This is a genomic window from Pantoea septica (assembly GCF_002095575.1).
Classification (GTDB): Bacteria; Pseudomonadota; Gammaproteobacteria; order Enterobacterales; family Enterobacteriaceae; genus Pantoea; species Pantoea septica.
Genome location: NZ_MLJJ01000005.1, coordinates 99,461 through 126,455, shown reverse-complemented (window position 1 = coordinate 126,455; position 26,995 = coordinate 99,461). Strand labels below are relative to the sequence as shown.

The 26,995-nt window shown below is 59.1% G+C and carries 25 protein-coding genes, 3 pseudogenes and 1 riboswitch; of the genes and pseudogenes, 10 read left to right on the top strand and 18 right to left on the bottom strand.

Translation table 11 applies throughout. The annotated features are described in order from the left end of the window. The 3 genes from HA46_RS04215 to HA46_RS04205 all read left to right on the top strand — a co-directional run bounded on the left by HA46_RS04215 (position 1) and on the right by HA46_RS04205 (position 2,801). The gene (locus HA46_RS04215) at positions 1-1,053 is read left to right on the top strand and encodes a P1 family peptidase (protein ID WP_033792750.1); all 1,053 of its coding nucleotides are present in this window, start codon (positions 1-3) and stop codon (positions 1,051-1,053) included. Continuing rightward, entirely contained in the window at positions 1,050-1,871 is an 822-nt protein-coding gene (locus HA46_RS04210; protein WP_084882273.1) for a M55 family metallopeptidase, read from the top strand. Before HA46_RS04215 ends, HA46_RS04210 begins: the two co-directional genes overlap by 4 nt. A gap of 93 nt (positions 1,872-1,964) precedes the next feature. Further along, positions 1,965-2,801, top strand: coding sequence for a fumarylacetoacetate hydrolase family protein (locus HA46_RS04205; RefSeq protein WP_084882272.1), 837 nt, complete (start codon positions 1,965-1,967; stop codon positions 2,799-2,801). On the opposite strand, the gene HA46_RS04200 is transcribed toward HA46_RS04205, so the two are convergent. The 6 genes and pseudogenes from HA46_RS04200 to HA46_RS04175 form a co-directional block, all read right to left on the bottom strand. Continuing rightward, on the bottom strand, positions 2,791-4,302 hold the full coding sequence (locus HA46_RS04200) for a serine hydrolase domain-containing protein (RefSeq protein WP_084882271.1): 1,512 nt from the start codon (positions 4,300-4,302) through the stop codon (positions 2,791-2,793). The two genes, HA46_RS04205 and HA46_RS04200, sit on opposite strands and share 11 nt — an antisense overlap. Further along, entirely contained in the window at positions 4,299-5,039 is a 741-nt protein-coding gene (locus HA46_RS04195; RefSeq protein ID WP_084882270.1) for an ABC transporter ATP-binding protein, read from the bottom strand. Before HA46_RS04195 ends, HA46_RS04200 begins: the two co-directional genes overlap by 4 nt. 9 nt (positions 5,040-5,048) lie before the next feature. Then, positions 5,049-5,876, bottom strand: coding sequence for an ABC transporter ATP-binding protein (locus HA46_RS04190; RefSeq protein ID WP_084882269.1), 828 nt, complete (start codon positions 5,874-5,876; stop codon positions 5,049-5,051). After that, positions 5,877-6,773 carry an ABC transporter permease gene (locus HA46_RS04185; RefSeq protein WP_084882268.1) on the bottom strand — a complete coding sequence of 299 codons (897 nt, stop codon included), beginning with the start codon at positions 6,771-6,773 and terminating at the stop codon, positions 5,877-5,879. Beyond that, a pseudogene (locus HA46_RS04180) lies at positions 6,773-7,785 on the bottom strand (ABC transporter permease). Before HA46_RS04180 ends, HA46_RS04185 begins: the two are co-directional and overlap by 1 nt. Continuing rightward, a complete protein-coding gene (locus HA46_RS04175) occupies positions 7,782-9,377 on the bottom strand; it encodes an ABC transporter substrate-binding protein (RefSeq protein ID WP_084882266.1) in 1,596 nt (531 codons plus the stop codon). The pseudogene HA46_RS04180 and the gene HA46_RS04175 overlap by 4 nt, the downstream one beginning before the upstream one ends. A gap of 188 nt (positions 9,378-9,565) precedes the next feature. On the opposite strand from HA46_RS04175, the gene HA46_RS04170 reads away from it, so the two are divergent. From HA46_RS04170 to HA46_RS04155, 4 genes are all read left to right on the top strand, one after another. Beyond that, positions 9,566-10,648: a dipeptidase gene (locus HA46_RS04170; RefSeq protein WP_084882265.1), complete on the top strand. Its 1,083-nt coding sequence runs from the start codon at positions 9,566-9,568 to the stop codon at positions 10,646-10,648. 2 nt (positions 10,649-10,650) lie between these two features. Then, positions 10,651-11,559, top strand: coding sequence for a LysR family transcriptional regulator (locus HA46_RS04165; RefSeq protein ID WP_033792739.1), 909 nt, complete (start codon positions 10,651-10,653; stop codon positions 11,557-11,559). A 102-nt stretch (positions 11,560-11,661) separates the two neighbouring features. After that, entirely contained in the window at positions 11,662-12,561 is a 900-nt protein-coding gene (locus HA46_RS04160; RefSeq protein ID WP_143807580.1) for an alpha/beta fold hydrolase, read from the top strand. Then, positions 12,554-13,945, top strand: coding sequence for a hypothetical protein (locus HA46_RS04155; RefSeq protein WP_084882263.1), 1,392 nt, complete (start codon positions 12,554-12,556; stop codon positions 13,943-13,945). The genes HA46_RS04160 and HA46_RS04155 overlap by 8 nt, the downstream gene beginning before the upstream one ends. Before the next feature lie 27 nt (positions 13,946-13,972). Here HA46_RS04155 and HA46_RS04150 read toward each other — a convergent pair whose 3' ends face one another. Beyond that, the gene (locus tag HA46_RS04150) at positions 13,973-15,325 is read right to left on the bottom strand and encodes an MFS transporter (protein ID WP_084882262.1); all 1,353 of its coding nucleotides are present in this window, start codon (positions 15,323-15,325) and stop codon (positions 13,973-13,975) included. A gap of 166 nt (positions 15,326-15,491) precedes the next feature. Further along, positions 15,492-16,394, bottom strand: coding sequence for a GntR family transcriptional regulator (locus HA46_RS04145; RefSeq protein WP_033792735.1), 903 nt, complete (start codon positions 16,392-16,394; stop codon positions 15,492-15,494). Positions 16,395-16,531: 137 nt separating this feature from the next. On the opposite strand from HA46_RS04145, the gene HA46_RS04140 reads away from it, so the two are divergent. Further along, positions 16,532-17,560 carry a zinc-binding alcohol dehydrogenase family protein gene (locus tag HA46_RS04140; RefSeq protein ID WP_084882261.1) on the top strand — a complete coding sequence of 343 codons (1,029 nt, stop codon included), beginning with the start codon at positions 16,532-16,534 and terminating at the stop codon, positions 17,558-17,560. Here HA46_RS04140 and HA46_RS04135 read toward each other — a convergent pair. Next, on the bottom strand, positions 17,541-18,467 hold the full coding sequence (locus HA46_RS04135; protein ID WP_084882260.1) for a nucleoside hydrolase: 927 nt from the start codon (positions 18,465-18,467) through the stop codon (positions 17,541-17,543). The genes HA46_RS04140 and HA46_RS04135 overlap by 20 nt on opposite strands. Before the next feature lie 214 nt (positions 18,468-18,681). Next, positions 18,682-18,759, top strand: a riboswitch (Fluoride riboswitch). An 89-nt stretch (positions 18,760-18,848) separates the two neighbouring features. Here HA46_RS04135 and crcB point away from each other — a divergent pair. Further along, complete coding sequence (gene crcB, locus HA46_RS04130; protein WP_033792732.1) at positions 18,849-19,226, top strand: fluoride efflux transporter CrcB; 378 nt, start codon at positions 18,849-18,851, stop codon at positions 19,224-19,226. A 72-nt stretch (positions 19,227-19,298) separates the two neighbouring features. Continuing rightward, positions 19,299-20,102, top strand: coding sequence for a sugar phosphate isomerase/epimerase family protein (locus tag HA46_RS04125; protein WP_084882259.1), 804 nt, complete (start codon positions 19,299-19,301; stop codon positions 20,100-20,102). Here HA46_RS04125 and HA46_RS04120 read toward each other — a convergent pair. From HA46_RS04120 to HA46_RS04080, 9 genes and pseudogenes are all read right to left on the bottom strand, one after another. Continuing rightward, entirely contained in the window at positions 20,099-20,704 is a 606-nt protein-coding gene (locus HA46_RS04120) for an alpha/beta hydrolase (RefSeq protein ID WP_033792728.1), read from the bottom strand. The genes HA46_RS04125 and HA46_RS04120 overlap by 4 nt on opposite strands. Before the next feature lie 110 nt (positions 20,705-20,814). Then, on the bottom strand, positions 20,815-21,567 hold the full coding sequence (locus HA46_RS04115; protein ID WP_208857390.1) for a histidine phosphatase family protein: 753 nt from the start codon (positions 21,565-21,567) through the stop codon (positions 20,815-20,817). 65 nt (positions 21,568-21,632) lie between these two features. Further along, complete coding sequence (locus tag HA46_RS04110) at positions 21,633-21,947, bottom strand: PTS sugar transporter subunit IIA (protein WP_084882258.1); 315 nt, start codon at positions 21,945-21,947, stop codon at positions 21,633-21,635. Then, a complete protein-coding gene (locus tag HA46_RS04105; RefSeq protein WP_084882257.1) occupies positions 21,947-22,252 on the bottom strand; it encodes a PTS sugar transporter subunit IIB in 306 nt (101 codons plus the stop codon). The genes HA46_RS04110 and HA46_RS04105 overlap by 1 nt, the downstream gene beginning before the upstream one ends. Positions 22,253-22,268: 16 nt before the next feature. Next, positions 22,269-23,677: pseudogene (locus HA46_RS04095) on the bottom strand (glycoside hydrolase family 1 protein). Then, complete coding sequence (locus tag HA46_RS04090) at positions 23,677-24,948, bottom strand: PTS sugar transporter subunit IIC (protein ID WP_158086837.1); 1,272 nt, start codon at positions 24,946-24,948, stop codon at positions 23,677-23,679. Before HA46_RS04090 ends, HA46_RS04095 begins: the two are co-directional and overlap by 1 nt. A 287-nt stretch (positions 24,949-25,235) precedes the next feature. Next, positions 25,236-26,207: a BglG family transcription antiterminator gene (locus HA46_RS04085; RefSeq protein WP_084882253.1), complete on the bottom strand. Its 972-nt coding sequence runs from the start codon at positions 26,205-26,207 to the stop codon at positions 25,236-25,238. A 3-nt stretch (positions 26,208-26,210) separates the two neighbouring features. Continuing rightward, positions 26,211-26,294, bottom strand: a pseudogene (locus HA46_RS21520) (hypothetical protein); the annotation flags it as partial. A gap of 155 nt (positions 26,295-26,449) precedes the next feature. Further along, a complete protein-coding gene (locus HA46_RS04080; protein ID WP_084882252.1) occupies positions 26,450-26,764 on the bottom strand; it encodes a helix-turn-helix domain-containing protein in 315 nt (104 codons plus the stop codon). Between the last annotated feature and the right edge of the window lie 231 nt (positions 26,765-26,995).

Below are 26,995 nucleotides of genomic sequence, written 5' to 3'. Positions count from 1 at the left end.
ATGGACTTTCACCAACAACAATGTGCGCTGTTGCTGCAGCGCTGGCGCGCCACGCGCCGCCTTGGGCAGCCGCGCGGCGTCTGTGGACCGACTAATCGCATCAGCGACGTGCCTGGCGTACGCGTCGGGCACTACACGCTGGACTGCGACGAGCGGCAAACCGGCGTGACGGCGGTAGTGCCGCCGGGAGAGAACCTTTTCGCCCAGCCGTTGCCGTGCGGCGCGGCGGTGTTTAACGGCTTCGCCAAGCCGGTCGGGCTAGTGCAGGTCAACGAGCTGGGCGTGCTGCAGACGCCGATTCTGCTCAGCAATACGCTGGCGGTAGGCACGCTATTCACCACCCTGGCGCGCGCGGCGATCCGCGCCAATCCGGAGCTGGGACGCGAGCTGCCCACGGTCAATCCGTTGGCGCTGGAGTGCAATGACGGCTGGCTCAACGATATTCAGGCGATGGCGGTAACCGAAGCGATGGCGCAGGCCGCCCTCGACGCCGCCGACGCCGACTTCGCGCGCGGCAGCGTCGGCGCAGGACGCGGCATGAGCTGCTTCAGCCTGAAAGGCGGCATCGGCAGCGCCTCGCGCCGCATTGACGGCCTTAACGCCACGCTGGGCGTGCTGGTGCTGGCGAACTTCGGCGCGCTGGAGGCGCTGACGCTGGATGGCGTTCGCCTTGGCGAACAGATCGCGCCGCTGCTGCCGTCGCTGACGCCGCAGCGCGACGCCGGCTCCATCATTATCGTCATGGCGACCGACGCGCCGCTCGACGCGCGCCAGCTGACGCGTGTGGCGAAGCGCGCCGGCGCCGGTCTGGGACGGCTTGGCAGCTATTGGGGGCACGGCTCCGGCGACATCGCGGTCGCCTTCTCCACCCGGCCCGTGCCGCAACCGCCGCCGGACGCCGCGCTGGAGCCGATGCTGTCGGCAGCGGCCGACGCTACCGAACATGCGGTGCTGGACGCGCTGCTCAGCGCGCAGCCCGTAACCGGCTTTCGCGGCCACCATCGTCCGGCGCTCAGCGATGTGCTGGACCGCCTTGCAGGAGTCACACAGTGAAAATCTTTATCTCGGCCGATATCGAAGGCGTCGCGGGCGTCATGCGTCCTGAACAGTGCGCGCCCGGCCACGCCGAATGGCAGCTGGCGCGCGAGTTAATGGAGCAAGAGGTTAACGCCGCGATCGACGGCGCCTTCGCAGCAGGCGCGACCGAAGTGGTCGTCGCCGACAGCCATGCGCAGATGACCAACCTGCGCGCCGCGCAGATGGATGCGCGCGCACGCCTGGTACAGGGCAAACCGCGCGCGCTCTCGATGGTGGAGGGACTGGACCAGCAGCGTTTTGATGGCCTGATGCTGATCGGCTATCACAGCGCGGCAGGAGAGCCTGGCGTACTGGCGCACACTATCAACGGCCGCTCCTTCTGGCGCATGTTGATCAACGATCGCGTGGCGGGCGAAAGCGATATTTACGCGGCGGCGGCGGCGGAACAGGGCACGCCGCTGTGGCTGGTGAGCGGCGACGACCGCCTGCAGCAGTGGATCGCCGAACGCCATCCCGAGGCGGAATATGTCTGCGTAAAGCGCGCGATTTCCCACACCTGTGCCGAATCGCTGAGCCCGCAGGCGGCGCGGGAGCGCATTCGCGAAGCGTCAGCGCGCGCGGTATCACGCGCGTCCGGGGCGTGCGCCGCCTCTCTGAACGCGCCTTATCGGCTGACGCTGCAGGCGAGCAGGCCGGTGCTGGCGGATCTTTTCTGCCTGATCCCCGGCGTCGCGCGCCTCGACGCCGTTACGGTCGGCTACCAGGCGGAACGCATGGCGACGCTGGTCAGCCTGCTCAGCGCCTTCTCTTATCTGGCGTCGACACAAAATTAAACCCTATGTCATCGGATGAGCGGAAGTTTGTACGATTTTCATCTCATCTTTTGCTAACCTGCGCGCGAATTTATCTATAACAACGAGGCAGTAATGCAGCTTTGCAGTTTTTATCTTCCAGACCAGGGCATTAAAAGTTTCGGCATCGTAAAGGAAAACGGCGTGGTGGATGTCGGCACGCGCATGGGCGCGCAGTGCCCGGATCTAAAAACCTTCCTGCAGCGCTCCTCGCTGGCGGATCTCGCGGCTTTTGGCGAACGACCTGCCGACTATCCCTTTGACGCGCTGCGTTTTCTGCCGGTGATCGACAACCCCGGTAAGGTTTTTTGCGTCGGCATGAACTACGCCGATAAGCGTAAAGAGTTTTCAGAAACCCAGAATGCGCCGACGCTGTTTATCCGCTTCGCGGACTCCCTGACCGGCCATGAGCAGCCGCTCATGAAGCCTGCGTCCACCAGCGAATTCGACTACGAAGGCGAACTGGCGGTGATCATCGGCAAACCGGCGCATCGGGTGAAGGCCGACGAGGCGCTGAGCTACGTGGCAGGCTACAGCTGTTTTATGGATGCGACGGTGCGCGACATGCAGTTTACCTGGTTTACCGCCGGGAAGAACTGGCCGCAGACTGGCGGCTTTGGCCCCTGGATGACGACGGCCGAAACGATTGGCGATCCGCAGACGCTGGGGATCAAAACCTTCCTTAACGGGCGCGAAGTGCAGAACGACACCACCGGTAGCATGGTGCATAGCGTCGCGAATATTATCGAGTACATCTCCGCGTTCAGTCCGCTTTCGCCGGGCGACGTCATCTTCACCGGTTCGCCGGGCGGCGTCGGTAAAAAGCGCACGCCGCCGCTGTTTATGTTCAGCGGCGACGTAGTGGAAGTAGAGATTGAGAAGATCGGCAGGTTGCGCAACGTTATCGCATAAACTGCACCACCCGGCTGCGGTTAAGCAACAGGCGCAGCCGGCTGCCGTCGCGCTTCAGCATAAAGCGCTTTTGCCAGGGACCGTCCTGCGCGGTCGCCAGCACGCGGTCGCCGCCCAGCGACTGCAGGCTGGCGACAATCGCCGCCGGGCCGATGCCCATCGTTAGCTTCCCGCCCTCAATCACCAGTTCGCTGCGCCACTGCGGCAGGAACCAGCGTCCCTGCATCGCCTGTAAGCTGGCGCCGTCGGGCTGGGCCGGCACAAAGCGGCGCGGCGCATGGCCGATCTCGCCGCCGATGGCGACGCCTTCCTGGCGCAGCCGCAGCGGAAAGGTGCTGGAGAGCGAATGCGCTTCGCCCTGCGCGCCGCCGCGCCACAGCGTTTCGCTCGCGCCGAGCCAGGTCGCCGCGTCGCCAGCGATCTCCAGCCACTCCGCCTCGTGTTCTCCGACATAGAGGCCGTGCGTGAGATCGTGCCCTTTCTCCGGCAGCGTGCGGTTAAGCAGCGCCGCCATCACGCGCAGCGCGGCTTCAGAGGTGGCGGCATCTTCGCGGTTCGCCACCAGCGCCACGCCCGCCTGGCGTTCAGGATGCAGCAGAAAATAACTTTTATAGCCCGCATGCGAGCCGCCGTGGCCAAACAGCGTCTGGGTGCCGATCTGCGTGCTGGCCAGACCCAGCCCATAGCCGCTGACGCGTCCGTCCGCCAGCAGGCGCGGCGCGCTGAGGCGCCGCAGCACGCCCGTGCCGGGGCCGCCGTCGCTCAACAGCGCCTGCAGCCAGCGCGTCAGGTGGCGCAGGCTGCCGGCGACGCTGCCGGAGGCGGAAAGATGCAGGCCGGCGCTGGCGAGCTGCCAGCGGCTGCCGTCGAACCAGTAGCCCGGCGCCAGGCCGGGCACCACGTCGAACCAGGTTTCCGGCGCGGTCAGGCTGATATCCAGCGGCTGGCAGATATACTGTTGCAGCAGCGCATCGAAACGCACCCCTTTCGCTTTTAGCGCCTCCTCCACCAGCCGATAGCCGGTATTGGTGTAAGAAATTTCGCTGCCGGGCGGGTAGTTTAGCTCACTCTCCGCGGCCAGAAACGCCAGCAGATCGGCGTCGGTGGTGGCGTTGTAGACCGACAGGCCGATCAGCGACAGCGTTTCGCGCAGATCCGGCAGCCCGCTCGACATATCCAGCGCCAGGCCGACGGTTACCTGGCCGTTGGCGCCGCGCAGCTGTGGCAAGTGATCCGCCAGTTTGTCATCAGGCGACAAATAGCGGCGTCCCGGTCCGGTCGCCAGCGCAGCGAAAAGATGTTTGGTGATCGAGGCGAAGCGCACCACGCTGTCGAGGGTAAACGGCGTCTGCTGCGCTAAATCGGCCAGCCCGGCGCAGTGCGTCGAATGCACCTGACGCGCGTCGAACAGCACTATCGCGCCGCCCGGCGCGCCGGGCTGCCGCCAGCCCTGAACAAGCCTGTCGGCGACCGCTGCCGCCCGTTGCCACTCCAGCGTCATGCCGGCTCCTCCAGTCCGATGCTTAAATCGAACAGCTGCGCGGTATGCGGATGATGAATTCGCCGCGCGCGCAGGTCGTCCGCGCTCAACTGCTCTACCATTTCGCCATGCTGCATCACGCCGATACGCTGGCAAAGATGGGTGACGACCGCCAGATTATGCGTCACCAGAATATAGGTAAGATTGCGCGCGCTGCGCAGATCGCTAAGCAAATTGAGAATTTCCGCCTGAACGGAAACGTCCAGCGCGGAGGTCGGCTCATCCAGCAGCAGCGCCTCCGGTTCGGCAATCAGCGCGCGGGCGATCGCCACGCGCTGGCGCTGACCGCCGGAAAGCTGATGCGGATAGCGGAAGCGCGCGGCGGCGGACAGGCCGACATCGTTTAGCGCCTGGTTGATGCGCTGCTCGGCGCGATCGAGGCGATGCACCAGCAGCGGCTCATGCAAAATACGGTCGATTGTCTGGCGCGGATGCAGCGAACCGTAGGGATCCTGAAATACCATCTGCACCTGACGGAAAAAAGGGCGGCCGCGTCGGGCGCTCAGCACCATGCCGCCGAAGCGGATCTCTCCGCGCCAGTCGGGGTTCAGTCCCGCCAGCGCACGCAACACCGTCGATTTGCCGGAGCCGCTTTCGCCCACCATGCCGAAACTCTCGCCGCTGCCTACCTGAAAGGTGACGGCTTTGACGGCGCGGTGCGCGCCGAAACTGACGTCCAGGTTGTTGATGTCAAACATAGCTTTCTCCTAATCGCGCCATGCGTCGTCGCGCTGCAGCGTCGGCAGGCGCGCGCGCGGGTGACGCAGCGACGGCAGGCAGGCCAGCAGCCCCTGCGTGTAAGGATGCTGCGCCTGATGCAGTTGCCGGGCGTCAAGCTGCTCGACGATACGTCCGGCGTACATCACCGCCACGCGGTCGCAGAAGTGCGACACCAGCGGCAGGTCGTGGCTGATAAGGATGAGTCCCATCCCACGCGCTGAAACCAGGTCGTCGATCAGGCGCAAAATCTCCGCCTGCACCGTCGCGTCGAGCGCGCTGGTAGGCTCATCGGCGATCAGCAGTTCGGGATCGGGCGCCAGCATCATGGCGATCATCACGCGCTGCCCCATGCCGCCGGAAACCTCATGCGGATAGCGCAGCGCCACGGCGGCGGCGTCGCGGATTTTCACCTGCTCCAGCAGGCCGATCGCCGCCTGCATCGCCGCCTTACTGCTGCCGCCTTTGTGCTCGCGCCAGGCCTCGGCGATCTGCTGGCCGATAGTCATGACCGGGTTAAGCGAATATTTTGGGTCCTGCAGAATAAAGCCGACGCGTCTGCCGCGGATTTGCCGCAGCGTTTTTTCGCTGGCGCCGCGCAGGTCTATGCCGTCAAAACGCAGCGCGTCCGCGCTGACCTCGGCGTTGCCCGGCAGCAGCTGCATCAGGCTGCGCGCGGTGAGCGATTTGCCCGAGCCGCTCTCGCCGACGATGGCGAATTTCTCTTTGCCGACGCTAAAACTGACGCCGCGCACCGCCTCGAACCTTTCCGCGCGGCTGCGAAAGGCGATGCGTAGATTCTCAATTTCCACCAGCATTTAGCGCTCCCTGGGATCGAGGACGTCGCGCAGGCCGTCGCCGAGAAAGTTAAAGGCCAGCGAGGTGACAAAAATCGCGATGCACGGCATCAGCGGCACCCACCATTCGCTGAAGAGAAAGCGGCGCGCGGTCGCGATCATGGTTCCCCATTCCGGCGACGGCGGCTGCGCGCCCATGCCGAGGAAACCGAGGCTGGCGGCGGTAATGATGATGGAACTCATATCGAGCGTGACGCGTACGATCAGGCTCGGCACGCAGAGCGGCATAATGTGGCGCAGAATAATGCGCAGCGGCGACGCGCCGGTCAGGCGGCTGGCGGCGATAAAGTCGCTGTGGCGAAACTGCAGCGTTTCCGCGCGCGCCAGCCGGGCATAAGGCGGCCAGGCGGTAAGAGCGATCGCCAGTACCGCGCTCTCGACGCCCGGCTTGAGCGCGGCGACGAAGGCCAGCGCCAGGATCAGGCGTGGGAAGGCGAGAAAAATATCGGTGACGCGCATCAGCGCCTTATCAACGACGCCGCCAAGATAACCGGCGATACAGCCAATCAGCAGGCCGAGCGGGGCGGTCAGCGCTACGACGGCGATGACCATGCCGAGCGTGGTGCGGCCGCCGTAAATAATGCGCGTCCAGAGATCGCGTCCAAGCTCGTCCGTGCCTAGCCAGTGCGAGGCGGACGGCGCCGCCAGACGGTTTTCCAGATGCTGCGCGCCGGCATCGTAAGGCGTCAGCAGCGGCGCGGCGATGGCCAACAGCAGCATCAGCAGAATGACGGCCATACCGCCTGTCGCCAGCGGATTGCCGCGCAGGTTGAGCCACAGGCGATAGCGTCGGCCCCAAACCGCCTGACGGCGGTTGGTCGGCGAATCGGCCAGCAGCCAGTTACGTGAAATAAACATTATTTTATCCGTGGATCGCAGAGTCGATAGAGAAGGTCGGCGAGCTGGTTGAGCAGCACGTAAACCGTGCCGACCAGCAGCGTGGCGCCCACCACCGGATTCATGTCGGCGTTCATTAACGAGGTAGTGAGGTACTGGCCGAGGCCCGGCCAGGCGAAGACATTTTCCGTCACCACCGCGCCCTCCAGCAGCCCGGCATAGGTCAGCGCCAGCACCGTAATCAGCTGAACCGCGACCGTTGGGAACGCGTGACGCCAGATCACGCGGCGCGACGACAGCCCCTTGGCGCGCGCGGTAATCACGAACTCGCCGCCGAGCGCGTTGAGCATAAAGGTGCGGGTCATGCGCGTGATGTAGGCCATGCTGAAGTAGGCGAGGATGCAGACAGGCTGCGCCATGTGCGCCAGCGCGTCGCGGAAGGCGTCGTATTCGCCCGCCAGCAGCGAATCGATGGTGAGAAATCCGGTGACCTGCGGGATCATATCCTGCCAGATGATGTCCTGCCGCCCTGGCCCCGGCGCAATCCCGAGCACGGCGTAGAACAGCAGCAGGCTGAGCAGCGCCAGCACGAATACCGGCAGCGAATGGCCCGCCAGGCAGATGACGCGAATGGTCTGATCGAGCCAGGTCCCCTGGCGCACCGCCGCCCAGACGCCGAGAGGAATGCCAGTCAGCGCGGCAATGACGATCGCCGCCGTCGCCAGCTCCATGGTGGCCGGGAAAAAGCGGGCGATATCGCTGGTAACGCTGTTCGACGTCAGCACGGAACGACCCAGGTCGCCATGCAGCAGCTGGTTGAGATAGTGGCCGAACTGCACATAGAGCGGCTGATCCAGCCCCATCTCCGCGCGCGCGCGCTCCACCACCGACTGCGGCGCGTTGTCGCCAACCGCCGCCAGCACCGGATCGGTCGGCATTACCCGACCGATAAAAAGGTCAGCACCGTCAGGCCAAACAGCGTCAGCAGCAGGCTGCCCAGCGCGCTGGCGCCGCGTTTTGCCGCGCCCGTCACGCTTTTTTCACCTGCTGATAAGGCCACTGTTCCAGCACGGTCATATGAACATCAGAGAGGTTCTTCGCGCAGGCGGTGGTCTGAATCTGCTGCATCATAAAAATGAACGGGCTCTTTTCCCGATGCAGCTGCTGAATTTTTTCGTACAGCGCGAGACGCCGCGCCGGGTCGCTTTCGTGCAGCGCCTGCGCGGTGAGCTGGTTAAATTCGTCGTCTGACCAGCCGCAGCGCCATGCCAGGGTGCGGTTGCGCGCGCTGGTGGTGTTGTCGGTGTTGACGCAGAACGCTTCCGTATTGGAGTTCGGATCGAAGTAGTCCGCGCCCCACGAAGTTATCGCCAGCTGATGCTGACGCGCGCGCATCTTAGTCAGCACCTGACGGTTCTCCGAGGCGATCAACGACACCCTGATGCCGATGGCGCCGAGTTGGGTCTGAATCGCCTGGGCGATATCGGGGTAGGGCTGCATTGAATAGTGGTCAAGGGTGATTTCGAAACCCTCCGGGTAACCCGCTTCCGCCAGCAGCGCTTTCGCTTTATCGACATCGTGATGGAAAGGAGTGTCGTCGAGCGCAGCCGGAAAGCCGGAAGGTAAAAAGCTCTGATGCACGTTATAGGTCAGCGACAGAATATTTTTCTGGATGCTGTCGTAGTCGATCGCCCACTTAAGCGCCTGCCACACCTGCGGCTTCTGCAGCAGCGGATGCGTGGTATTGCAGGACATCAGCATGATGGCGGAAAGCGGCTGCTTCACCAGCGTCACGTCGCTGTCGGACTGCAGCGGTTTTAACTGCTCGGTGGTGAGATCGTAAGCGACGTCCACGTCGCCTTTTTGCAGCATCAGCGACTGCGCGGCGGGGTCGGCGATATGCTTGAGGATGACGCGCTTGATAGCACTCTTGCCAGCGTACTCCGGGCTCAGCTCCAGAATCACCGTTTCGCTCGCTTTCCAGCTGCGCAGCGTGAAGGCGCCGGAGCCGGCGCTGTGCTGCTTCAGCCAGGCGTTGCCGAGGTCGCCGTTTTGCTGGTTGGCGAGGCAGGCTTTTTTCGACACAATGCTGCCGACCGTGGCGGAGAGGCAGTAAAGCAGGAAGGACTCTGAGGCGGGCGCGCCCAGGGTCATCTCCAGGGTATGGGCGTCTTTCGCCGTCACCTTGCTGGCGACATTTTCTTTAGTAAAGCCGAACTGGTTAATGATAAAGGCCGGGCTTTTATCCAGTTTTACGATGCGCTCGATGGAAAAGGCCGCATCCTCTGCGGTCACCGGCGTGCCGTCGGCGAATCTGGCTGCCGGATCGAGGCGGAAAGTAAATACCCTGTTGTCGCCGTTCGCCTCCCAGCTTTGCGCCAGCATGCCGATAATCTTATCCGCCTGCTGCGGATCGGGCTGCACCAGCTTCTGGTAAAGGTTGCCGCAGATCTGTCCGCCCGTCGCTTCAAAGCTTTCATGTGGGTCGAGGCTGGTCATATTGTCGAGCTGCATCGCCATGACCAGCATGCCGGCTGGCGCGGCAGCGAAGGCGGGGTTGAAGCTTAGCGAGGATAAAACCGGCGCGGCAGCGCAGCCTGCGATAAAGCGTCTTCTGGTGACCATTTTTACTCCAGGTTATTGATTATTAAAAGTAAAAATAAAATTAGTCTGTTATTTGTCTTGACATGCGTCCGGCTGCGGGAGATTAATGTTTGCTCTTTACGCCGCATAAAACGCCTGCTCTGTTTTGGTGCGCCCGCGCCGCCTGCATGCCGCTTTTGTGCAAAACCCACTGCAAACGGAATCGAAAAATGTCGGAAAATCATCAACAGGCATGGCCAGACGTTCCTGTATTCGACGGTCACAACGACGTGCTCTGTCGGCTGTGGCAGCACCATCGCCCTGACGCGGTCAATGCATTTTTGCAGGGCATCCCGTCAGGCCAGCTCGATTTTCCGCGCCTGCGCCGGGGCAATATGGCGGGCGGCCTTTTCGCCGCCTGGGCGCCAGGGCAGGCTTCCCTCGACGCCGCGGACGCTCAGGCTGTTGCAAGAAGCGCGCCACATCTCCTCTCTCTGGAGACCACAGCGGCGGCGCGCGACGCCACTTTCGCCATGCTGGCGCTGCTGTTGCGCATTGAGCAGGCCTCACAGGAGCAGATAAAAATCTGCCGCAGCGTGCGGGATATCCGCGACTGTATGAGTCGCGGCAGGCTGGCAGTGGTGATGCATATTGAGGGGGCGGAGGCGCTGGACGTCGATGGCGAACTGCTCGACATTCTCCACGCCAGCGGCCTGCGCAGTCTGGGGCCGCTGTGGAGCCGCCCTAACCAGTTCGGTGAAGGCGTTCCCTTTCGCTTTCCGTCGTCGCCCGATATCGGCAACGGGCTGACCGACGCGGGCAAACAGCTGGTGCGCGACTGTAACCGGCGCCGCATTCTGGTCGATCTCTCCCATATGGATGAAAAAGGCTTCTGGCACACTGCCGCCATCAGCGACGCGCCGCTGGTGGCGAGCCACTCAAACGCCCACGCGATCAGCGCCCAGTCGCGCAACCTTACCGACCGCCAGCTGGCGGCGATCGCCGAGACGCGCGGCTTTGTCGGGGTAAATTTCGCCGTGCCTTTTTTGCGCGAAGACGGCAGGCGCGACGCGCCGACCAGCCTGACGGAAATTGTCCGCCACATTGAGTATCTTCTCAACAAGGTTGGCGAAGATGGCGTTGGTTTCGGCTCCGATCTCGATGGCGCCACCATGCCAGATGACTTCGGCGACGTCGCTGGCTTTCCTCGGCTGGTGGCCGCGCTGGCGGCGCGCGGCTATAGCGCTGAGCTGCTGCATAAAATCTGCTATGGCAACTGGCTGCGCGTGCTGGAAGCGACCTGGGGCGAATAACCATGCGTCTGCGTCATATTGAAGTTTTCCAGGCGATCGTTCAGGCGGGCAGCATCAGCGGCGCGGCGCGGCTGCTAAATGTGTCGCAGCCTAACGTCAGCCGCGTGCTCAATCATGCCGAGCAGCAGCTGGGTTTTGCGCTGTTCGAACGACGCGCGCAAGGACTGGTGATCACCGCTGAAGGCGGGCGATTACTGCCTGAAATCGACGCGCTTTACCACCGCCTTCAGGCGATTAACCAGCTGGCGGATCAGCTGCGGCGCGGCGAAGGGCAGACGGTGCGGGTCGGCGCGGCGCACGCTTTTGGTCAGATGGTGATGGCGCCCGCGCTGGTGCGCTATCGGCATCAGGCGGCGGCGGTCAACGTCGAGCTTGTGACCGAGCATTTTTCCACGCTGTGCCGCAACATCCTTGAAGACCAGCTCGATTTTGCGCTGGTGTTTGGTCAGCAGGTCGATGGGGATTTGCTGGCGGAGCCGCTTTTTCAGTCCTCAATGGTAGCGCTGCTCCCTCCCCATCTCAGCCGCGAAGAGCCCGTGTCGCTGGAGTGGTTGTGCGCCAATAATCTGCTGCTGATGCAGGCGCAGGATCCGCTTGGCCGCGTGCTGCACCGCGCGCTTTACGATAAGCGGCTCTATCCGCCCGTTTCGCTCTCGATTAAAACCTACTCTGTTATCGCCGATATGGTGCTGGCGGGCGGTGGCGTCGGCGTGGTCGACCTTTTTACCGCCTGTCGCTACGCCGATCAGCTGACGCTACTGCCGGTCACGCAGCCGTTGCCGTTCGAAGTCATGCTTATCAGCCGTCGCGATCGACCGCAATCGCAGTCCACGCTGCACCTGAAGCAGGTTATCCGCCATCGCCTGTGGGAAATCGCGCAGCAGTGCGAGGCGCGGCTGGCGCGTCCCTGACAATAACTTTCTCCCGCCTCGCCTGCTGGTCACGATTTCGCCGCCTACACTGAAGTGACACACCATATTCAGGAGCGGGTAATGAGGCGTAAGGAACAACCGATGCGTTGGAAAAGCAGCGCGCTGCTGGCCGGTCTGGGGCTGGGTGCAGCGGCAACCTGGTGGGGCGTTCAGCAGTGGCGGCGGTTAAAACAGACGCCGCCCGTTTCGCCGCGCAGCCATCACGCCGGACTGGCCGGTTATTTTCAACAGGTTGGCGAGTGGCGCATGTTTACGCGCGTCACGCCCCACGACGCGCCCGGACTGCCGCTGGTGCTGGTACACGAGCTGGTCATGTCGGGACGCTCGATGGAGGAGCTGGCGCTGGCGCTGAGCAACAACTATCGCGTGCTGGTGCCCGATCTGCCCGGTTTCGGCGCCAGCGTCCTGCCGGCATCGGTGCCTGTGCTGTCGGTCGAAGAGCAGGCCGAGGCGCTCTGGCAATGGCTGCAGCATAACCAGCTGACGCGCGCTATCTGGATCGGCAGCGCCTCCGGCTGCCAGGTGCTCGCCGCGCTGGCCGTCAGGCATCCTGAAGCGGTGGCCGGGCTGGTTTTCCAGGGCCCGACGGTGGATCGCCACGCGCGCAGCCTGCTGCGTCAGGCGTGGCGCGGCTGGCGCAACAGCCGTCTCGAACGCCATCGCTCCTCCACGTCGCTGATGCACGTCGACCTCGCCAAAGCCGGCCTGTGGCGCGCGCTGAAAACCCATCGTCTGCTCCTGCAGGACCGCATTGAACATCGTCTGCCCTATATCAACGCGCCGACGCTGCTGCTGCGCGGATCGCGCGATACGGTGTCGCCCGCGCGCTGGGTCGACGAGCTGGGGGCGCTGATGCCGCGCGGCGAGGTGCTGACGCTGCGCGGCGGCACCCATACGCTGCACTATGTCTATCCGTGGAGCTTCCGCCACGCCATCCGTCCCTTTCTGACGCGCATTCAGCAGGAGAATCAGGATGAATAAACTGCCTAAAGGCATCGCCCGCTTCGACTCCGCCACCGCCATGCTGATGGCGCTGGCCCACACGCTGCATGATAAGCCGGTCGACGACGCCGACGCGTCGCCGATGCGCGATCGCCTGCTGCCGTCCCTCGACCGCCTGCCGACCCGGCTGAGAGAGTGGGGCTATGCCGTCGGCGGCATGGCGGAAGGCATCAGCGAATCACAGGCGGGCGATCTGGATGTGGAAGGCATCGCCGAATGGATGGCCAGCGAATACCCGGAACAGGAATATCCCGCCGCCTTTATCGGCTCGTCGAACGGCGCACTGACCCATCTGGCGGCAGCAGCGGGCGCCCCCTGGCTGCCGCAGACTTTTCTCTGCCCGGTGCGCGCGGCGCACAGCGATCCCGACGACGCGCAGGCGGGATTTGAGCAGGGAAAATCAATCGCGGCGGCGCTGCTGGCGGCCTGGCCGCGTCTGGCGGTGCACCATATCCAGGATCCGAATCAGAACCGGCGACTGCTCGACAAGCTGCGCTACTTTCACCTCAAGCTGCGCGCGCTGCCGCTGGCCTTTAATGAATTTCTGATGCGCAGCCTGCCGGGAAATAGCACGCTGTTTATCAGTCACTGTACGCAGCAGTGGCCGGTCACGCGCACCAGCGACCGTTCTTTCTTCCAGTTCGGCGGGCTGAGCGGCGCAACGGAGAGCGACTATCTGCAGGGCGGCGGACGGGTTGCGGAGTTTCTGGCGCGTTCCGGCAGCGATCGCGAGCAGTGGAATGCGCCTGCGCCCACCGATCGGGTGCCGGAAGCGGAATGGGGGCTGGACGAGTACCTGAAGTCGCCGCTGAAAAAGCTGGCGGCGGATCAGGGCTGGCGGCTGCTGGAGATACGCTATCAGGATCCCGAGGCGCTGAGCTTCGTGGTGGCGGAGATCTACCGCGACTGGTATCTGGCGGCGGGCATCAACGCGACGCGCCTGACGGTGGGCAGCTATCTGCTGATGGATCCCTGGTGCGCTATGCGTCAGCACGCCATTCCGTTCTGGCTGATGTCGGGCGCCGAGCCTTCCGCCTCCTCACTGACGCGCTTCCTCGACAGGCAGCCGCGCTATCGCGATATCGATATGCTGCTCTATTCAACCGGGACGGAGGGCATCGGGCTGGCGCCGCTTGAGCGCTGGCAGGGATTGCTCGATCGTGCGATGAATGAGGGGGCGTTCGTCGGCGTCGATCCCGAGCGCTATCCGCATGATTTAGCCGCTTTAGCGCACTTCGACGCGGCGCTGCGGGCGCGGGCGCCGCTCTTCGCGCCGCCGCCGCCGCTGAGCGTAGAGAAGGTCATTTCGGGCATCGAGCGCTACGGCGCGCGCCACGGCGTGACGCTGCATAAACTGAGCTAGCCGGGCGAGCGCCCGGCTGCTTTATCGCTATACGCCGTCGGTAATCGGCTTGCGCACCAGCACCAGATAGGCGAGGGCGCCCACCACGGCGATACCGGCGCAGATCATCAGCGCGAGGCTGAACGACTTCGTAGTATCCAGCACCCAGCCGGTGATGACCGGTGCGAACGAGGCGAAGACAAAGCTGGCGAAGTTCTGGATGCTGCCGACCGACGCGGTCATGCGCGCCGTCACGTTGGCGTGGATCAGCCCCCAGCAGGAGGTGCCCGCGAAGTGGATGCAGAAGAGCGCCATTCCGATCAGCGTGACAGCGCTGGTGGTATCGGTGGCGCGCGTCACGAAGGCGGTAAAGGCCGCCGACAGCAGCATGCCGGAGATAATGCACACCTTGCGGGTCTTCACCGCGTCGAAGCCGCGGCGCACCAGCGCATCCACCGTATAGCCGTTCAGCAGCATGCCCGCCGCGCCGAACAGGAAGGGAATCGCCGCCAGCAGGCCGGTGCTCTTCAGATCCAGATGGTAGGTCGACTGCAGATAGCCCGGCAGCCAGGCGATATAGAGCCAGGCGGTATAGTTGATGCCGCTAAAGCCGATCATCATGCCCCACATGGTGCGCTGCTTAAACAGGCCGCGCCATTCGGCGAAGCTCAGCGGCTCTTTACGCGACGCCACGCTGCCCGCCTGCAGATAGTGGATCTCTTCTGCGCTGAGCTTATTGTTGTCGCGGTCGCGATAAATCAGGTACCAGCCAATCGCCAGGAACATGCCGAGCACGCCGATGATAATAAACATGCCGCGCCAGCCGAACGCCAGCATCATCGCGGCCAGCACCGGCGGCGCCACCGACAGGCCGATCATCGAGGCGGCGTTGAAAAAGCCCATCGGCATGCCGCGATCTTTAATGTTGAACCAGTCGTTGATCACCTTCACGCCGCACGGGTTCATCGGCGCTTCGCCGATGCCGAGGCCGATGCGCACCAGAATAAACTGGGTGAAGTTATGCACCAGTCCGGCGGCCGCCTGAAACAGCGACCAGACGAACATGCCGAGGCCGAGCATTATGCGCGGGCCTTTACGGTCCAGCAGCGCGCCGCAGGGCAGCTGCGCCAGGCCATACGCCAGCGAAAAGGCGGAGAGCAGCATGCCGATCTCGGTGGCGTTCAGCCCTAGCTCCTCGCGAATGGTCATATTGGCGACCGAGAGCGAGCTGCGGTCGAGATAGTTAATGATGGCTGCGAACAGCAGCAGCAGCATGGCGGTGATCTGAATCTTGCGAATGCGCGGCGAGCGCACGATATCGCTGCGCGCCGGCACATACTCCTGCTCTGGCGGCGTTCCGGCGGCCGGATTTTTAGCGTCGCGGGTTGAGGTATTTTCCATGGCTTACTCCCGTAGCGGGGTCGTTATCGTTATCAGACAGCTAAGGACATAGCGGCCCAGCGGCCGTTATGAGTTGCAGTCGAGACTAGAAGCAATACCGCCAGGATGTTGCGAAGATGTTTCTGATTCGTGCGGGAGCTAATGCTTTGTGGTTTTTAATCGGTTTTTAATTGTACTGGCGGATTGAGCGCGCCATCGACGAGCGGGACGTGGCCAGATGATTATGCAGCGCCAGCAGCGCATCGACGTCCTGACGGCCGATAAGCGCGGAGAGCAGCGCCATATGCTCCTCCAACGCCACGATGTTGCGCTGCTTGAGATCGCGCTCGTCCCACTGGTAATGGGAATGAAAAATAACGGAAATAATCTCCAGCGAGTGGTTGAAAAAGGGATTGTTGGCGGCGGAGAGGATCAGCGAATGCAGCTCTTTATCCAGCGCGGCGAACTGGCGGTAGTCGCTGGCGATGGTATCGCGCAGGGCGCGATGGCGATCCAGCAGGTCGCGCGCCTGAATCCAGCGCTCATCCTGCGGCGGCAGGTTAAGAAAGCGCGTCAGCGCGTGCGTTTCCAGCATCTCGCGCAGCTCGAACAGCTTGTCGGCATAGTCCAGGGTGAACTTCTTCATGCGCCAGCGGCCGCGCTTGACCGGCTCCAGCAGATCGTAACGCATAAAGCGCAGCAGAAATTCGCGCACCACCACCGGGCTGACCTTCACCCGCTGCGCCAGCTGTAGCTCGCTAAAAGCGTCGCCGGGCGAGAGCTGGCGCTGATTGATCATCTCGAAAAACGCCTGTTCGAACTGGCTCGCCTGCTGCTCAATCGGCGAGGTCAGCTCGCTGAAACCATCCTCTTCCTGCGGCTGCCGCACAATCACATAGGTCCCGGCCACTTTTTCCAGCACGCCGCGCTGCGCCAGATAGTGCAGCGTATGGCGCACCGTGGTGCGGCTGATATTAAACATCTCCGCCAGCGCGGCCTGGGCAGGCAGCGGCGAACGGATATGGCGTTGGGCAATCCCTTCCAGCATTTGGTTAATAACGTTCTGGCGCAGATTCAGGTTTCGGCTCACGGGCGCTCTCCGGGTTTTTATTTATTAAAAACCATTCAAATCCCAAAAAAAACGCTGTGCCTCACAGATCGCGCGGGCAAAACAGCCGGTGTGTGATCAATTCGTCATAACTGCCGCAGGACAACAGGAGAATTCCCATGACGACAATGAAAACCCTGGTCATCGCTGAACCGAAGAAAATGATCTGGGCCACGCGCGAGCGGCCTGCCCCCGCCGCCGGCGAGGCGCTGATTAAAATCATCGCCGCCGGCATTTGCGGTACCGATATCCACGCCTGGGCGGGCAATCAGCCGTTCTTCAGCTATCCGCGCGTGCTGGGACATGAGCTGTGCGGCGAAGTGGTCGCCCTGGGCGAAGGCGTAACGAGCGTAGCGCCAGGCCAGCGCGTGGCGCTGATCCCCTATATCTCCTGCCTGCGCTGCGATGCCTGCCAGAGCGGCAAAACCAACTGCTGCGAACAGATTTCCGTGATCGGCGTGCATCAGGATGGCGGCTTTTGCGAATACCTCGCCGTGCCGGCCGGCAATCTGCTGCAGGTAGAAGAGGTGGCGCCGGAGGCCGCCGCGCTGATTGAGCCGTTCGCCATCAGCGCGCATGCGGTGCGGCGGGCCAGCGTCGGCGCGGACGAAGATGTGCTGGTGGTGGGCGCAGGGCCGATCGGCCTGGGCGTGGCGGCAATCGCCGCGGCAGCGGGCGCCAACGTCGTGGTGGCGGACACCAGCGAGTTTCGCCGCGCGCACGTCGCGAAAGAGCTGGGCCTGGCGGCGATCGATCCGGCGCGCGACGATTTTTACGACGTGCTGCGCGCGCAGTTCAACGGCAGGCTGGCGCTAAAAGTGCTCGACGCCACCGGCAGCCCGGCGGCGATGAACAACGCCGTCAACCTGATGCGCCACGGCGGCACCGTGGTCTATGTCGGCCTGCATAAGGGCGATCTGGTGATCCCGGACAGCGAGTTCCACAAGAAAGAGACCACGTTAATGGGCAGCCGCAACGCGACGCGCGAAGACTTCGATCGCGTGCGCGATTTGATGGCGAGCGGCCAGCTGCGCGCCGCGATGATGCTCAACGCGCACTTCGCCTTCTCAACGCTGGCGGAAAGCTTCGAGCCGCAGGTGATCAACAACCGCGAGCTGATCAAAGGCGTTATTCACTTCGATCGCTGAGCGTGCGGAGGAAGTGGTCGCGCACCCGCGCGGCGTCTACGCCCAGCGCCACGCGCTGCGCAGGCAGGTGGCGAAACGGATCCTCCCGCGACGCCAGCGCGCTCAGCTTACGCACCGTTTGCCCGCGCGCGATGCCCTCGGTGATGACGCGCAGCGGGCCTTCGCTTAGCTGAAACGCCTCGGGCTGGCAGAGCCAGGCGATCGCCAGCGTGTCGTGCAGCGCCATGCCGTCGAAACCCTCTTTTTGCAGGCTATAAGCAAGATAGGGCCGCACGATGGCGCTCAGCACCGGCTGGTTAAGCTGCTCCACTTCCTGGCCGCTGATCAACACCTTGTGCGTCACGTCGAGCGGCAGCACCACGATGTTAAGCGCCGAGCTCAGCACCTGATCGGCTGCGTGCGGATCTTTCCAGATATTGAACTCGGCGAAAGGCGTCACGTTGCCGCTGTGGCCGTCGGTGCCGAACGCGCCGCCCATGATCGCCAGCTCTTTAACCAGCGGAATAATGTCCGGCGCCTGATTGATGGCGCTGGCGATGTTGGTCAGCGGGCCAATCGCCACCAGCGTAATTTCATGCGGCCGGGCGCGCACGCTGTCGATAATAAACTGCACCGCGCCCGGCGCCGCGTCGCTGTGAGCGTTGGAAAACGCGTCGCCCAGGCCATCTTCGCCGTGCAGTTTTGCCGGTTCGCTGGGCGTGAGCGCCAGCGGGCGCGAGCAGCCGCGATAAACCGGCGCATCAATCTGCATTTTTTCACAGAACAGGCGAGCGTTCTTTACCGCCTGCCCTACCGCCACGTTGCCGAACACCGTGGTGATGCCCAGCAGCCGCTGCGTGCGCGCCGCGTAAGCCAGCGCAAAGGCGTCGTCTACGCCGATATCGGTATCGAAAACCAAGGTGCGCATAAAATCTCCGTGTGGGAAAACTGGCGAGTAAATTGACCAACTAAAAGAGGTTTTATACATAAGTTAAACCTTTATGATGCCAAAACACATTTTTCTCCATTGGTCGCCGATGTAGCGCCTCCAGGCGAACGCAATTTTTCAAAATCCCACGTTTTTTCGCCGTCTGCTGCTCGCCTGACCGGCTTGTCACTCGCTGTGCCGCATCGTATTATCAACGCCTTAAGGTGATGGCGTTCCACCTTCCCCAACCGCCTGCTGGCTGAGCCCAGCGGCTGATGACGCCTGACATCAACCCGAATCCTCTCGCAGGCGTTACTGGTGTGTCAGGCTAGTACTCTCTCCGCCACGTCCCTGCGCGATCGCTGACTACAGGAGTTAATCATGTTGAAGTCGCTTTTCGCCGTGATGCTGGGCGGCGCTGCAGGCTGTACGCTGCGCTGGCTTATCTCGCTGCGCTTTAACGCGCTCTTTCCCAGCCTGCCGCCGGGCACGCTGCTGGTGAACCTGGCCGGCGGCTTTATTATCGGCGCCGCGCTGGCCTGGTTTGTCAAAAATCCCCAGCTCGATCCCGCCTGGAAGCTGCTGATCGTCACCGGCCTGTGCGGCGGTCTGACGACCTTCTCAACCTTTTCGGCAGAAATTCTCATGTTGCTACAATCAGGTAAGTATTTTTGGGCGATGACGAGCGTGCTGACCCACGTCGCCGGATCGCTGCTGATGACCTTCGCCGGCTTCGCGCTGGTGAATTTCCTCGGCTAAGGTAAATACCGGCCGCAGAAGCATTCCGCGTCTGTCGCAACCGATTATTCCGGACGATTAAGGAGGACGTTCATGACTCAACCTGCATTCCTTAACCTGGTGCTGTTAAGCGGTAACACCGAAGAGAAACTTCAGGCGGCGCGCGACGCCGGCTTCGATCAGGTCGAAATCTGGCGTGAAGATGTCGACGCCTGCGGGCAGGGCGCGGCGCATCTGGCGCAGCTGGGGCCGGGCTTCACCAACCTGCAGGTCCTGCGCGATTTTACCGGCGCGCCCGGCGAGCTGCGCCGGCAAAAGCGGGACGAGCTGCGCCAGTTTATCGAGATGGCGCAGGCGCTGGGCTGCGACACCCTTCAGGCGCCTGCCACTACGCGCCAGGATTGCATTGTCGGGCAAATCGACGAGGATCTGCGCTGGCTGGCTTCCGAGGCCGCGCGCTTCGACATGCGCATCATGTATGAGCCGATGGCATGGTGCAGCGTCGATAATACGCTGCCGAAAGCCTGGGAGCGGCTGCAGCGTCTCGATCAGCCGAATATCGGCCTGGTGGTCGATCTCTTTCATATCTGCGCGCTGGGCGGCGACGCCTCGCATCTCGACAACATTCCCGCCGAGCGAATTTATGAAGTGCAGCTGTGCGATATGGCGGTTCAGCCTTCGCCGCAGGATAAAGAGGCGATCATGACGCTGGCGAAACATCGCCGCCAGCTGCCCGGCGCGGGCATTATCGATATCGGCAGCTTTGTCGATAAGCTGAAAAGCGCGAACTATCAGGGGCCGATAGGCATTGAAGTGTTTAATGACGACCTGAAGCGCCTGCCGCCGCATGAGGCGGCGCGACAGGCGTATGCCGCGCTACGGCGCTTCTGGCCCTAGTCCTGCAGGCACTGCGCGATGAACGCGGCGGCGCGCATCGCGCCCTGCGCAGAAATGGTGTGCTCCGTCCTGGGTTCAAGCTGAAGCTCAAGGGGCACGCCGGCGGCCTTCAGGCGCTGCGCGGCCGACTCGCTCTCGCGCCACGGGATGACCGCGTCGGCGTGCCCGTGGATCAGCAGTGCAGGGGTATGAACCGCAGGCGACAGCGGCTCGTCAAACGCCAGCCGGCCGGAGAAGGCCACCACGCCCGCCAGCGGAAAGCGGCCTGACGCCAGCGCGTCGAGCGCCATGATCGATCCCTGCGAAAAGCCGACCAGCACAACTTTGTCCCACTGGTCGCGCAGCCCGTGGCGCGCGAGAATCGCCTTCAGCGTAGCGTCGAACGTTTCGCGCGCGCCACGCACTCGCGCCGGACGGTTCTCCGGCGTCACGCCGTCGAGGCTAAACCACTCAAAGCCTGCGCCATGGGGAAAAGCAAAAGGCGCATCGGGCGCGGCGAAGATAACGTCCGGCAACAGCGGCGTCCAGCGACGGCCCAGCGCCGCCAAATCTTCGCCGTTGCTGCCGACGCCATGCAGAAAAATCACTAACGCTTTCGCCATCTGTCTCTCCAGAAGTTCGTTTAGGCCAGTCCAGATTAGCGTGGCAGATGAGATAACAAAAGCGTTCTCCTGATACGCTGTTGCTGAGTCCGCTCAGGGCTAAATCTTTGCTATTTTTGTTCCTCCAGGTAGCGGGTGTCGCCTGCGGTTTTAAGCGTAAAAATTCCATCGCTGTAATGCAAAATCGTTAAGCTGGCATTGCCGATACTTTCGCCGTGATACTGTTCAGGCGTAAAGAGAGCCAGTATGGTCGGTATGGCGCTTCCATGAGAGACTACCAGGCTGTTTCCTCCGCCCCTGGCGTCGGTTTCTTTAATGACCTGATTAATGCCTTCTCTTAGTCGGGCAGTAATATGTGCATAATCTTCCGCCATGCCTGTTTTATCGTTACGCGCAATGGCATCAGCGATCTCTCTGTCGCTCATTAGTGAGGTAAAGCGCTCCCAGGTTGACCAGTCTTTACGGAATTCCACCTGTTTTGAGTCAAACAACGGTTGCCATAATTCCGCATCGTCTTTGCCCTCAAAACCTCCATATCCCCACTCTCTGAGTGCAGCTAATTCAACGACAGGAGGTTTACTGGCCGTTTTATTCTCTGCCAGTATTAATTGGGCGGTCTTTCGCGCTCTGCCTGCATCACTACTAAAAGCCGTGGTAAAAGCAACTTTTGCGACGCCTCTGCCTGCGGCTTTCGCTTGAAAAATACCTTTTTCAGTCAAAGGCGAATCGCTCCACCCCTGTACCTGACCAGTAAGATTAAACATCGTTTGGCCGTGGCGAATTAAATAAATATCAATCTCTTTCGCCATCGCCTGTTGTGAAAATAGAAAAATTATGCCGAATAACAGGTGTAAGATATTCATCACTGCCTCTCGTGATATTTTTAGCAAAGAACACAACTGCGGTTGTTAATGTATCTTAAAAATAATTAACGGGCTTTACCTAAAAGCTGATAAAGGCAAAGAAAGTCCTCGCTCAGAATTTTAAAGTTCTCGGCACTCATCAGCTGATCTTCAGCGTGAACCAGAATTAAAGAGAGCGGATGCCTGTCCTGCTCCATTTCTTGCTGTATAAGACGGGCGTGTACGGCGTGTCCCAGATTATAATTCACCTTGCCGTTTTCAATTAACTCTCGCGCCCGTAAAAAGTTTTTTTGTCTGGCCTGCTGGATTGCTTCAATAAAGGATGAGCGAGCGTCACCAACGTGACATATCATTTCAAAACAAATTTTCTCTGTATCCATTAACTTTCTCCAATAATATCCAGCGCCTGGCGTAAAATCTTCTCACCGTTCATCATGCCGTAATCCATGGTATCAATGACGCTGACGGGAATATTTTTTGCTGCGGCCTGTACTTTTCCCTGTAAAAAACGAACCTGCGGGCCCAGCAGTATGATATCAGTCTCGGCAAGATGATCGTTCAGCGCCTGTTCCGGAATCGCTTTGATTACTACCTCTGCACCTGTATTTGCCGCTGCCTCAGTCATATTTTTAACCATGATGCTAGTCGACATGCCTGCAGAACACATTAAAGGAATAGTTTTCATCATAATTTCCTTATCGTTAGTTCAGGTTGCTGCCATTGCTGGAAATAACGCGTTGATACCAGTAGAAGCTGGCTTCTTTATAACGATTTAATGTTTTGAAATCATGATCGTCACGGTCAACATATACCAGTCCATAACGTTTTTTATAACCGTTGCTGGTGCTCATCACATCGAGAAAGGACCATGGATAATATCCCAGCACCGGTAATCCATCGGCGATGGCCAGCTGCACGTGTTGAATATGCTGGCGAAGATAGTCAATACGGTAAGTGTCGTTGATTTGTCCCTCTTCCAGCACATCAGGCGCCCCAGGCCATTTTCGGTGATCATTAGCGGCAGCTGATAGCGGTCAAATAGTTTACGACAGGCGATTCTTAACCCGACGGGGTCAATATCCCAGTCCCAGTCGCTACGCTCCAGCCAGGGATTACTGTCGCCAGCATAGAGGCCTGGAAAGCGGGGATAGGTAAAACTGCCCTTGTTCCCGTCAGGATTAAAACCTGGCTGGATGTCTGCGTCGTCCAGAAGACACGCTTTAGCCACATCGCTCTGGTAGTAGTTAAGGGCGATAAAGTCCGGCTTCACGCGCTTTATTTCGTCCAGCTCCGTTTGCTGCAAACGGATGTCTGGCTCTTTTTGCGCAAAAACATTAAAGACGGCTGGATTTTGTCGGCCCAGACAAAGTAAATCGAGCGGATAAAAAGTCCGGAGTGCAGCCATGACATCGAGCGGTGCACAGGTTGCAGGATAGGCAACGGCATAGCCGATACAGGGGCCAATTTTTGCAGCAGGTAATCTCTCCCGACATAGCCGAATAACCCGGGCATTTGCCAGCGCCATGATGCGGCTGACCTGAAAACGCCACGCCTCAATATCTACGCCTTGCGGTACGCCTCCGATTAAGTGGGGATAGAGCACAACATTATTGGATTCGCACAGGGTCATAAACCAGCTGACCCGATCGCCAAACGCATCAAAGCAGGTCGCTGCGAAGCATAAAAAGCGTTCAATCATCTTCTCGCTATACCAGCCACCAAAAGAGGTCTGTAATGCCTGAGGATGATCAAAATGATAGAGCGTCATTAAGGGAGCAATATCGTGGCTAATCAGTTCATTAATAAGGGCGTTATAAAAAGCGATGCCCTGTGGGTTTAGCGTATAACCATCCGGATAAAGCCGGGTCCAGGCAACAGAAAAACGATAAGATTTCAGCCCTGGCTTTTTCATTTGCGCCACATCTTCGCGGAAGCGGTGATAGTGATCGGATGTCACCGTTGTGTTGTGAAATGCATTTAGAAAGTTCATGCTGTCCTGAACCGATATACCTTTACCCCCTTCATAGATAGTACCTTCGACCTGATAGGCAGCGGTGGCCGCACCCCACAGGAAATCTTCTGGAAAGCATGTCAATTGCGTGCTTGCCATTAGTTGTTCTCCTTATTATTTAATTCGGTATTCTGCTGCCCTTTTAAATAGAATTGTTTATCCGCTATGCGAAAAAACGGTAAGTAGATAATCACAGAGAGAATAATAATCATGAAAGACCACAGCGTGGTGGTAAGGCTGCCTCCCGTCATTAAAAATCCGACAATAAAAGCAGGCATGGTCCAGGGAAGATTCGTGACATGTGGAAGATCAATGATTCCATATTGCATAAGCAGGTAAGTGCTGTCAGCAATAAGTCCCGGCGTCAGGACAAAGGGAAGCATGAACAACAGATTGAAGCATAGAGGTGTGCCAAAAATGATCGGCTCATTAATATTGAAGATGCCCGGTCCCAGAGACATCCTGCCGAGCTTTTTGAAATACTGACTTTTTGCCGTAAGCGACATTAAGATGACCAGCCCAAGCGTCGCACCTGTGCCGCCTGCCCAGATCATTGCGTCCGTAGCATTGGTCGCGGCAAACATAACCTGCTCGCCAGCCTGAAAAGCTTTTTCATTTAATGCGCCATTCTGCATTAAAAAGGGCATCGCAATGCCGATAACGAACTGCGAGTTGATGCCGCAGAAAAAGACCAGCGCGCATAACATATGGTAAAGCGCATAGCCTGGCGCCGAATTCAGCACCCAGCAAATGGGCGTCATAACATACGCTATGGCTTCATTGATATTGAAGTGGAAGATAACCACCAGCAAACTTAAGATGCTGAGCAAAAATAGCGCGGGTAGTAGCGAAGTAAAAGATTCACTTACCGCATCGGGCACCCCTTTGGGCATGCGTATGGCAATGTTTTTCTGTTTAAACAACGCTAGCGTTTTTAAGGTGATAAAACCTATCAGAATAGCGCTAATTAAACCAGACGTGCCCAGCCCATCTATATTTAGCTGATATTCACCCTCGTTTCCCTGCTGAAACTGGCTAAGAGTAAATAAGCTGACAGAGGTGACGATAGAGACAAATACGTCCTGCTTATATTCAATGGCGCCATAATAAGCCATGCTGGCAGCTGTCAGCAGTCCCATCATGCCGGTCGTTGAGTTGAATATAGCATTGAAAACCGGCGCGGCGGGCGCCATGAGGTTCGCCAGCGGCGTCCAGGGAATGTTGGATAGCAAAATAGACGTGCTGCCGATTATCAATAGAGCCATGCAGGCACACATCGCGTTACGGATAATGGTTAGTGCCCGATTACTCCCCACTCTCGTCACCAGCGGCATTAAATGTTTCTCTAAATAGGTCGTGGAAGTGCTCATGTTATTCTCCTGTGTTAAGCACGCGAGTAAGCGCCTGCTCATAGGCTATATCGCTATATTCACGGGGATAAGTAGCCTGTGACATGGATAAGTCATTATATTCAGGGCGAACGTAGGGAGTGTTACAGACTTTTGCCGCAGCAGAGGCGGCATGTTCAACAAGGTTAATGTTGAGGCGGCAACGTATTACCCGAGAGAAGTTTCATCAGCATGGAAAAAGTAGGACAGCTATCCAGAGCCGCTAGTTTGCTGCTGTTATCCATAAGTGAAATAAGGCTCTCATGCAGTCACTGTAGCGGCTCTTTTTCGCCTTTACGGATATTCAGCATAAAAATATAACGCACGTCATGCCTGTCCCAGCTAACCAGTTTATTAAGTAAGGCAACGGCAACAAAGGTTTTATCGCCATAAGGCTGTAAGGGATGAGGGAAGGCAATAGCATTGCCAAAAGCCGTAGCTGAGAGCTTTTCCCGCTCCGCGACGTTGGCAAAGAAATCTGGCCCGACGGGCATGCGTTCAGCGACGCGCTGGCAGAGCTCTTTAAGCAGTTGATAGCGCTCGGTGCTCTGGAGATCGGTGAAAAAGAGTTCCTGGCTAAAGTAATGGCTTACCGAGCAGGATGGCGGCTGTCTTTTGCTGAACCATCCTGCCACTCTGTTGATATCGCCGTCACCGAAAAAGTAATTAACGCGAATGGAGGGAAGGGCCGTTTTAAAAGGAATGTCGACCGTAGAGATGATAAGAACGTAATGTGCCAGGTCGTAGTCTTTTAGCTCATAAAGTTGTAGTACTTTGGTTTGACCAATGGAATCAGCAAAGCGCTGGCGTATTCTATTAAGCAATAATTGTGAGCTGCCCATTCCGCTGGCACAGACGATAATGAGATTATAACGCTGGCGGGACGCGTCTTTACGCTCCAGCGCCAACGCAAAATGAATAGCAAAGTAGCCAATTTCTTCTTCATTTATCAGCAGCCCTGTCTCCTGCTGTATTACTTTTCCCGCTATGGCTGCAATTTCATAAGCTTTCGGATTCTCCATTTTAATCTCTTCGAGCCGAGGATTATTGTCTTTCAACCCCCATTTCAGACGATCTATCATTAGAGTAACATGCAAAGACGGCAGGTGAAAAATTTCAAAATCATCCATAAGATCAAGGGAAAAGCTTTCTTTTATTCTCTGGCAGACTTTGTCGAATAAATAACCTGCATCGTGTGAGAGGATAAATGCCTGATAATGAAGGCTGCGTTTTCCAGCCAAGTAAATAGCGATAAAATAGCGTTCAGGTTCTGGAAAGGTTATAGAGAGTGTCTGCTCAAGCTCTCTGACGATGCGCTCCGCAATGCTGTATTCATCGCGCTTTTACAGGGCTGAATAGCTTATGGGCAGTTCAATATTACCGTGATAATTTTCGATGCGCATTATCGCTATTTCAATATGTATAACTAAATTCTGAAACCCGGTATCCGTCAGCTGCAACTGGCTTGAGACTAACACCTTATTCAAAACAGAGGCGATTTTTTTCGAACCGTTTTAGGCTTGCCATCATTAAGCTCAATGCAGTCTGTTTCGTAAAATAAATAATTGGCAATGGCCTGGCGGATATTAAGCTCATCGCCGGTCACTTTTACACCCTGCGCTGTTTTAGTTTGCAGATCAAGGTTAAAGTTTTTTAATATATTACGGACTTCTTTCATGCATTTTTTCAGGCTGGATCGGCTGATAAATATTTCTTCTGCCAGATCGTCAAGTTTACTATAGCGTTGAGTGGAAAGTAAAAAGCGAACAATGTATTCAACGCGCTGCTGGAAATCGATGGGGTGTTATAATGATGCCGATATTAAGTATTTGCAACTTCCTTCATAAATAATATTTATCGCTGTCAAAGATAATTAACTGGTAACCTTTTCCCGGGCAGGCGTTAACTTCCATCCCGCATTTATATAGCAAATCCTTATAACAGGATAAATCATTTCTCAATGTACGAAGTTTTATCAGTAACTTTTTTGCAAATTTCATAGCTGCTTAATGGGCGGTTAGCCTCTGAG

What these genes read in the sequence shown, in the direction of transcription:
- HA46_RS04215 (WP_033792750.1), top strand. Translation starts at nt 1, where the DNA reads ATGGACTTTCACCAACAACAATGTGCGCTGTTGCTGCAGCGCTGGCGC.
- HA46_RS04205 (WP_084882272.1), top strand. Translation starts at nt 1,965, where the DNA reads ATGCAGCTTTGCAGTTTTTATCTTCCAGACCAGGGCATTAAAAGTTTC.
- HA46_RS04200 (WP_084882271.1), bottom strand. Translation starts at nt 4,302, where the DNA reads ATGACGCTGGAGTGGCAACGGGCGGCAGCGGTCGCCGACAGGCTTGTT.
- HA46_RS04195 (WP_084882270.1), bottom strand. Translation starts at nt 5,039, where the DNA reads ATGTTTGACATCAACAACCTGGACGTCAGTTTCGGCGCGCACCGCGCC.
- HA46_RS04190 (WP_084882269.1), bottom strand. Translation starts at nt 5,876, where the DNA reads ATGCTGGTGGAAATTGAGAATCTACGCATCGCCTTTCGCAGCCGCGCG.
- HA46_RS04185 (WP_084882268.1), bottom strand. Translation starts at nt 6,773, where the DNA reads ATGTTTATTTCACGTAACTGGCTGCTGGCCGATTCGCCGACCAACCGC.
- HA46_RS04175 (WP_084882266.1), bottom strand. Translation starts at nt 9,377, where the DNA reads ATGGTCACCAGAAGACGCTTTATCGCAGGCTGCGCTGCCGCGCCGGTT.
- HA46_RS04170 (WP_084882265.1), top strand. Translation starts at nt 9,566, where the DNA reads ATGTCGGAAAATCATCAACAGGCATGGCCAGACGTTCCTGTATTCGAC.
- HA46_RS04165 (WP_033792739.1), top strand. Translation starts at nt 10,651, where the DNA reads ATGCGTCTGCGTCATATTGAAGTTTTCCAGGCGATCGTTCAGGCGGGC.
- HA46_RS04160 (WP_143807580.1), top strand. Translation starts at nt 11,662, where the DNA reads ATGCGTTGGAAAAGCAGCGCGCTGCTGGCCGGTCTGGGGCTGGGTGCA.
- HA46_RS04155 (WP_084882263.1), top strand. Translation starts at nt 12,554, where the DNA reads ATGAATAAACTGCCTAAAGGCATCGCCCGCTTCGACTCCGCCACCGCC.
- HA46_RS04150 (WP_084882262.1), bottom strand. Translation starts at nt 15,325, where the DNA reads ATGGAAAATACCTCAACCCGCGACGCTAAAAATCCGGCCGCCGGAACG.
- HA46_RS04140 (WP_084882261.1), top strand. Translation starts at nt 16,532, where the DNA reads ATGACGACAATGAAAACCCTGGTCATCGCTGAACCGAAGAAAATGATC.
- HA46_RS04135 (WP_084882260.1), bottom strand. Translation starts at nt 18,467, where the DNA reads ATGCGCACCTTGGTTTTCGATACCGATATCGGCGTAGACGACGCCTTT.
- crcB (WP_033792732.1), top strand. Translation starts at nt 18,849, where the DNA reads ATGTTGAAGTCGCTTTTCGCCGTGATGCTGGGCGGCGCTGCAGGCTGT.
- HA46_RS04125 (WP_084882259.1), top strand. Translation starts at nt 19,299, where the DNA reads ATGACTCAACCTGCATTCCTTAACCTGGTGCTGTTAAGCGGTAACACC.
- HA46_RS04120 (WP_033792728.1), bottom strand. Translation starts at nt 20,704, where the DNA reads ATGGCGAAAGCGTTAGTGATTTTTCTGCATGGCGTCGGCAGCAACGGC.
- HA46_RS04115 (WP_208857390.1), bottom strand. Translation starts at nt 21,567, where the DNA reads ATGAATATCTTACACCTGTTATTCGGCATAATTTTTCTATTTTCACAA.
- HA46_RS04110 (WP_084882258.1), bottom strand. Translation starts at nt 21,947, where the DNA reads ATGGATACAGAGAAAATTTGTTTTGAAATGATATGTCACGTTGGTGAC.
- HA46_RS04105 (WP_084882257.1), bottom strand. Translation starts at nt 22,252, where the DNA reads ATGAAAACTATTCCTTTAATGTGTTCTGCAGGCATGTCGACTAGCATC.
- HA46_RS04090 (WP_158086837.1), bottom strand. Translation starts at nt 24,948, where the DNA reads ATGAGCACTTCCACGACCTATTTAGAGAAACATTTAATGCCGCTGGTG.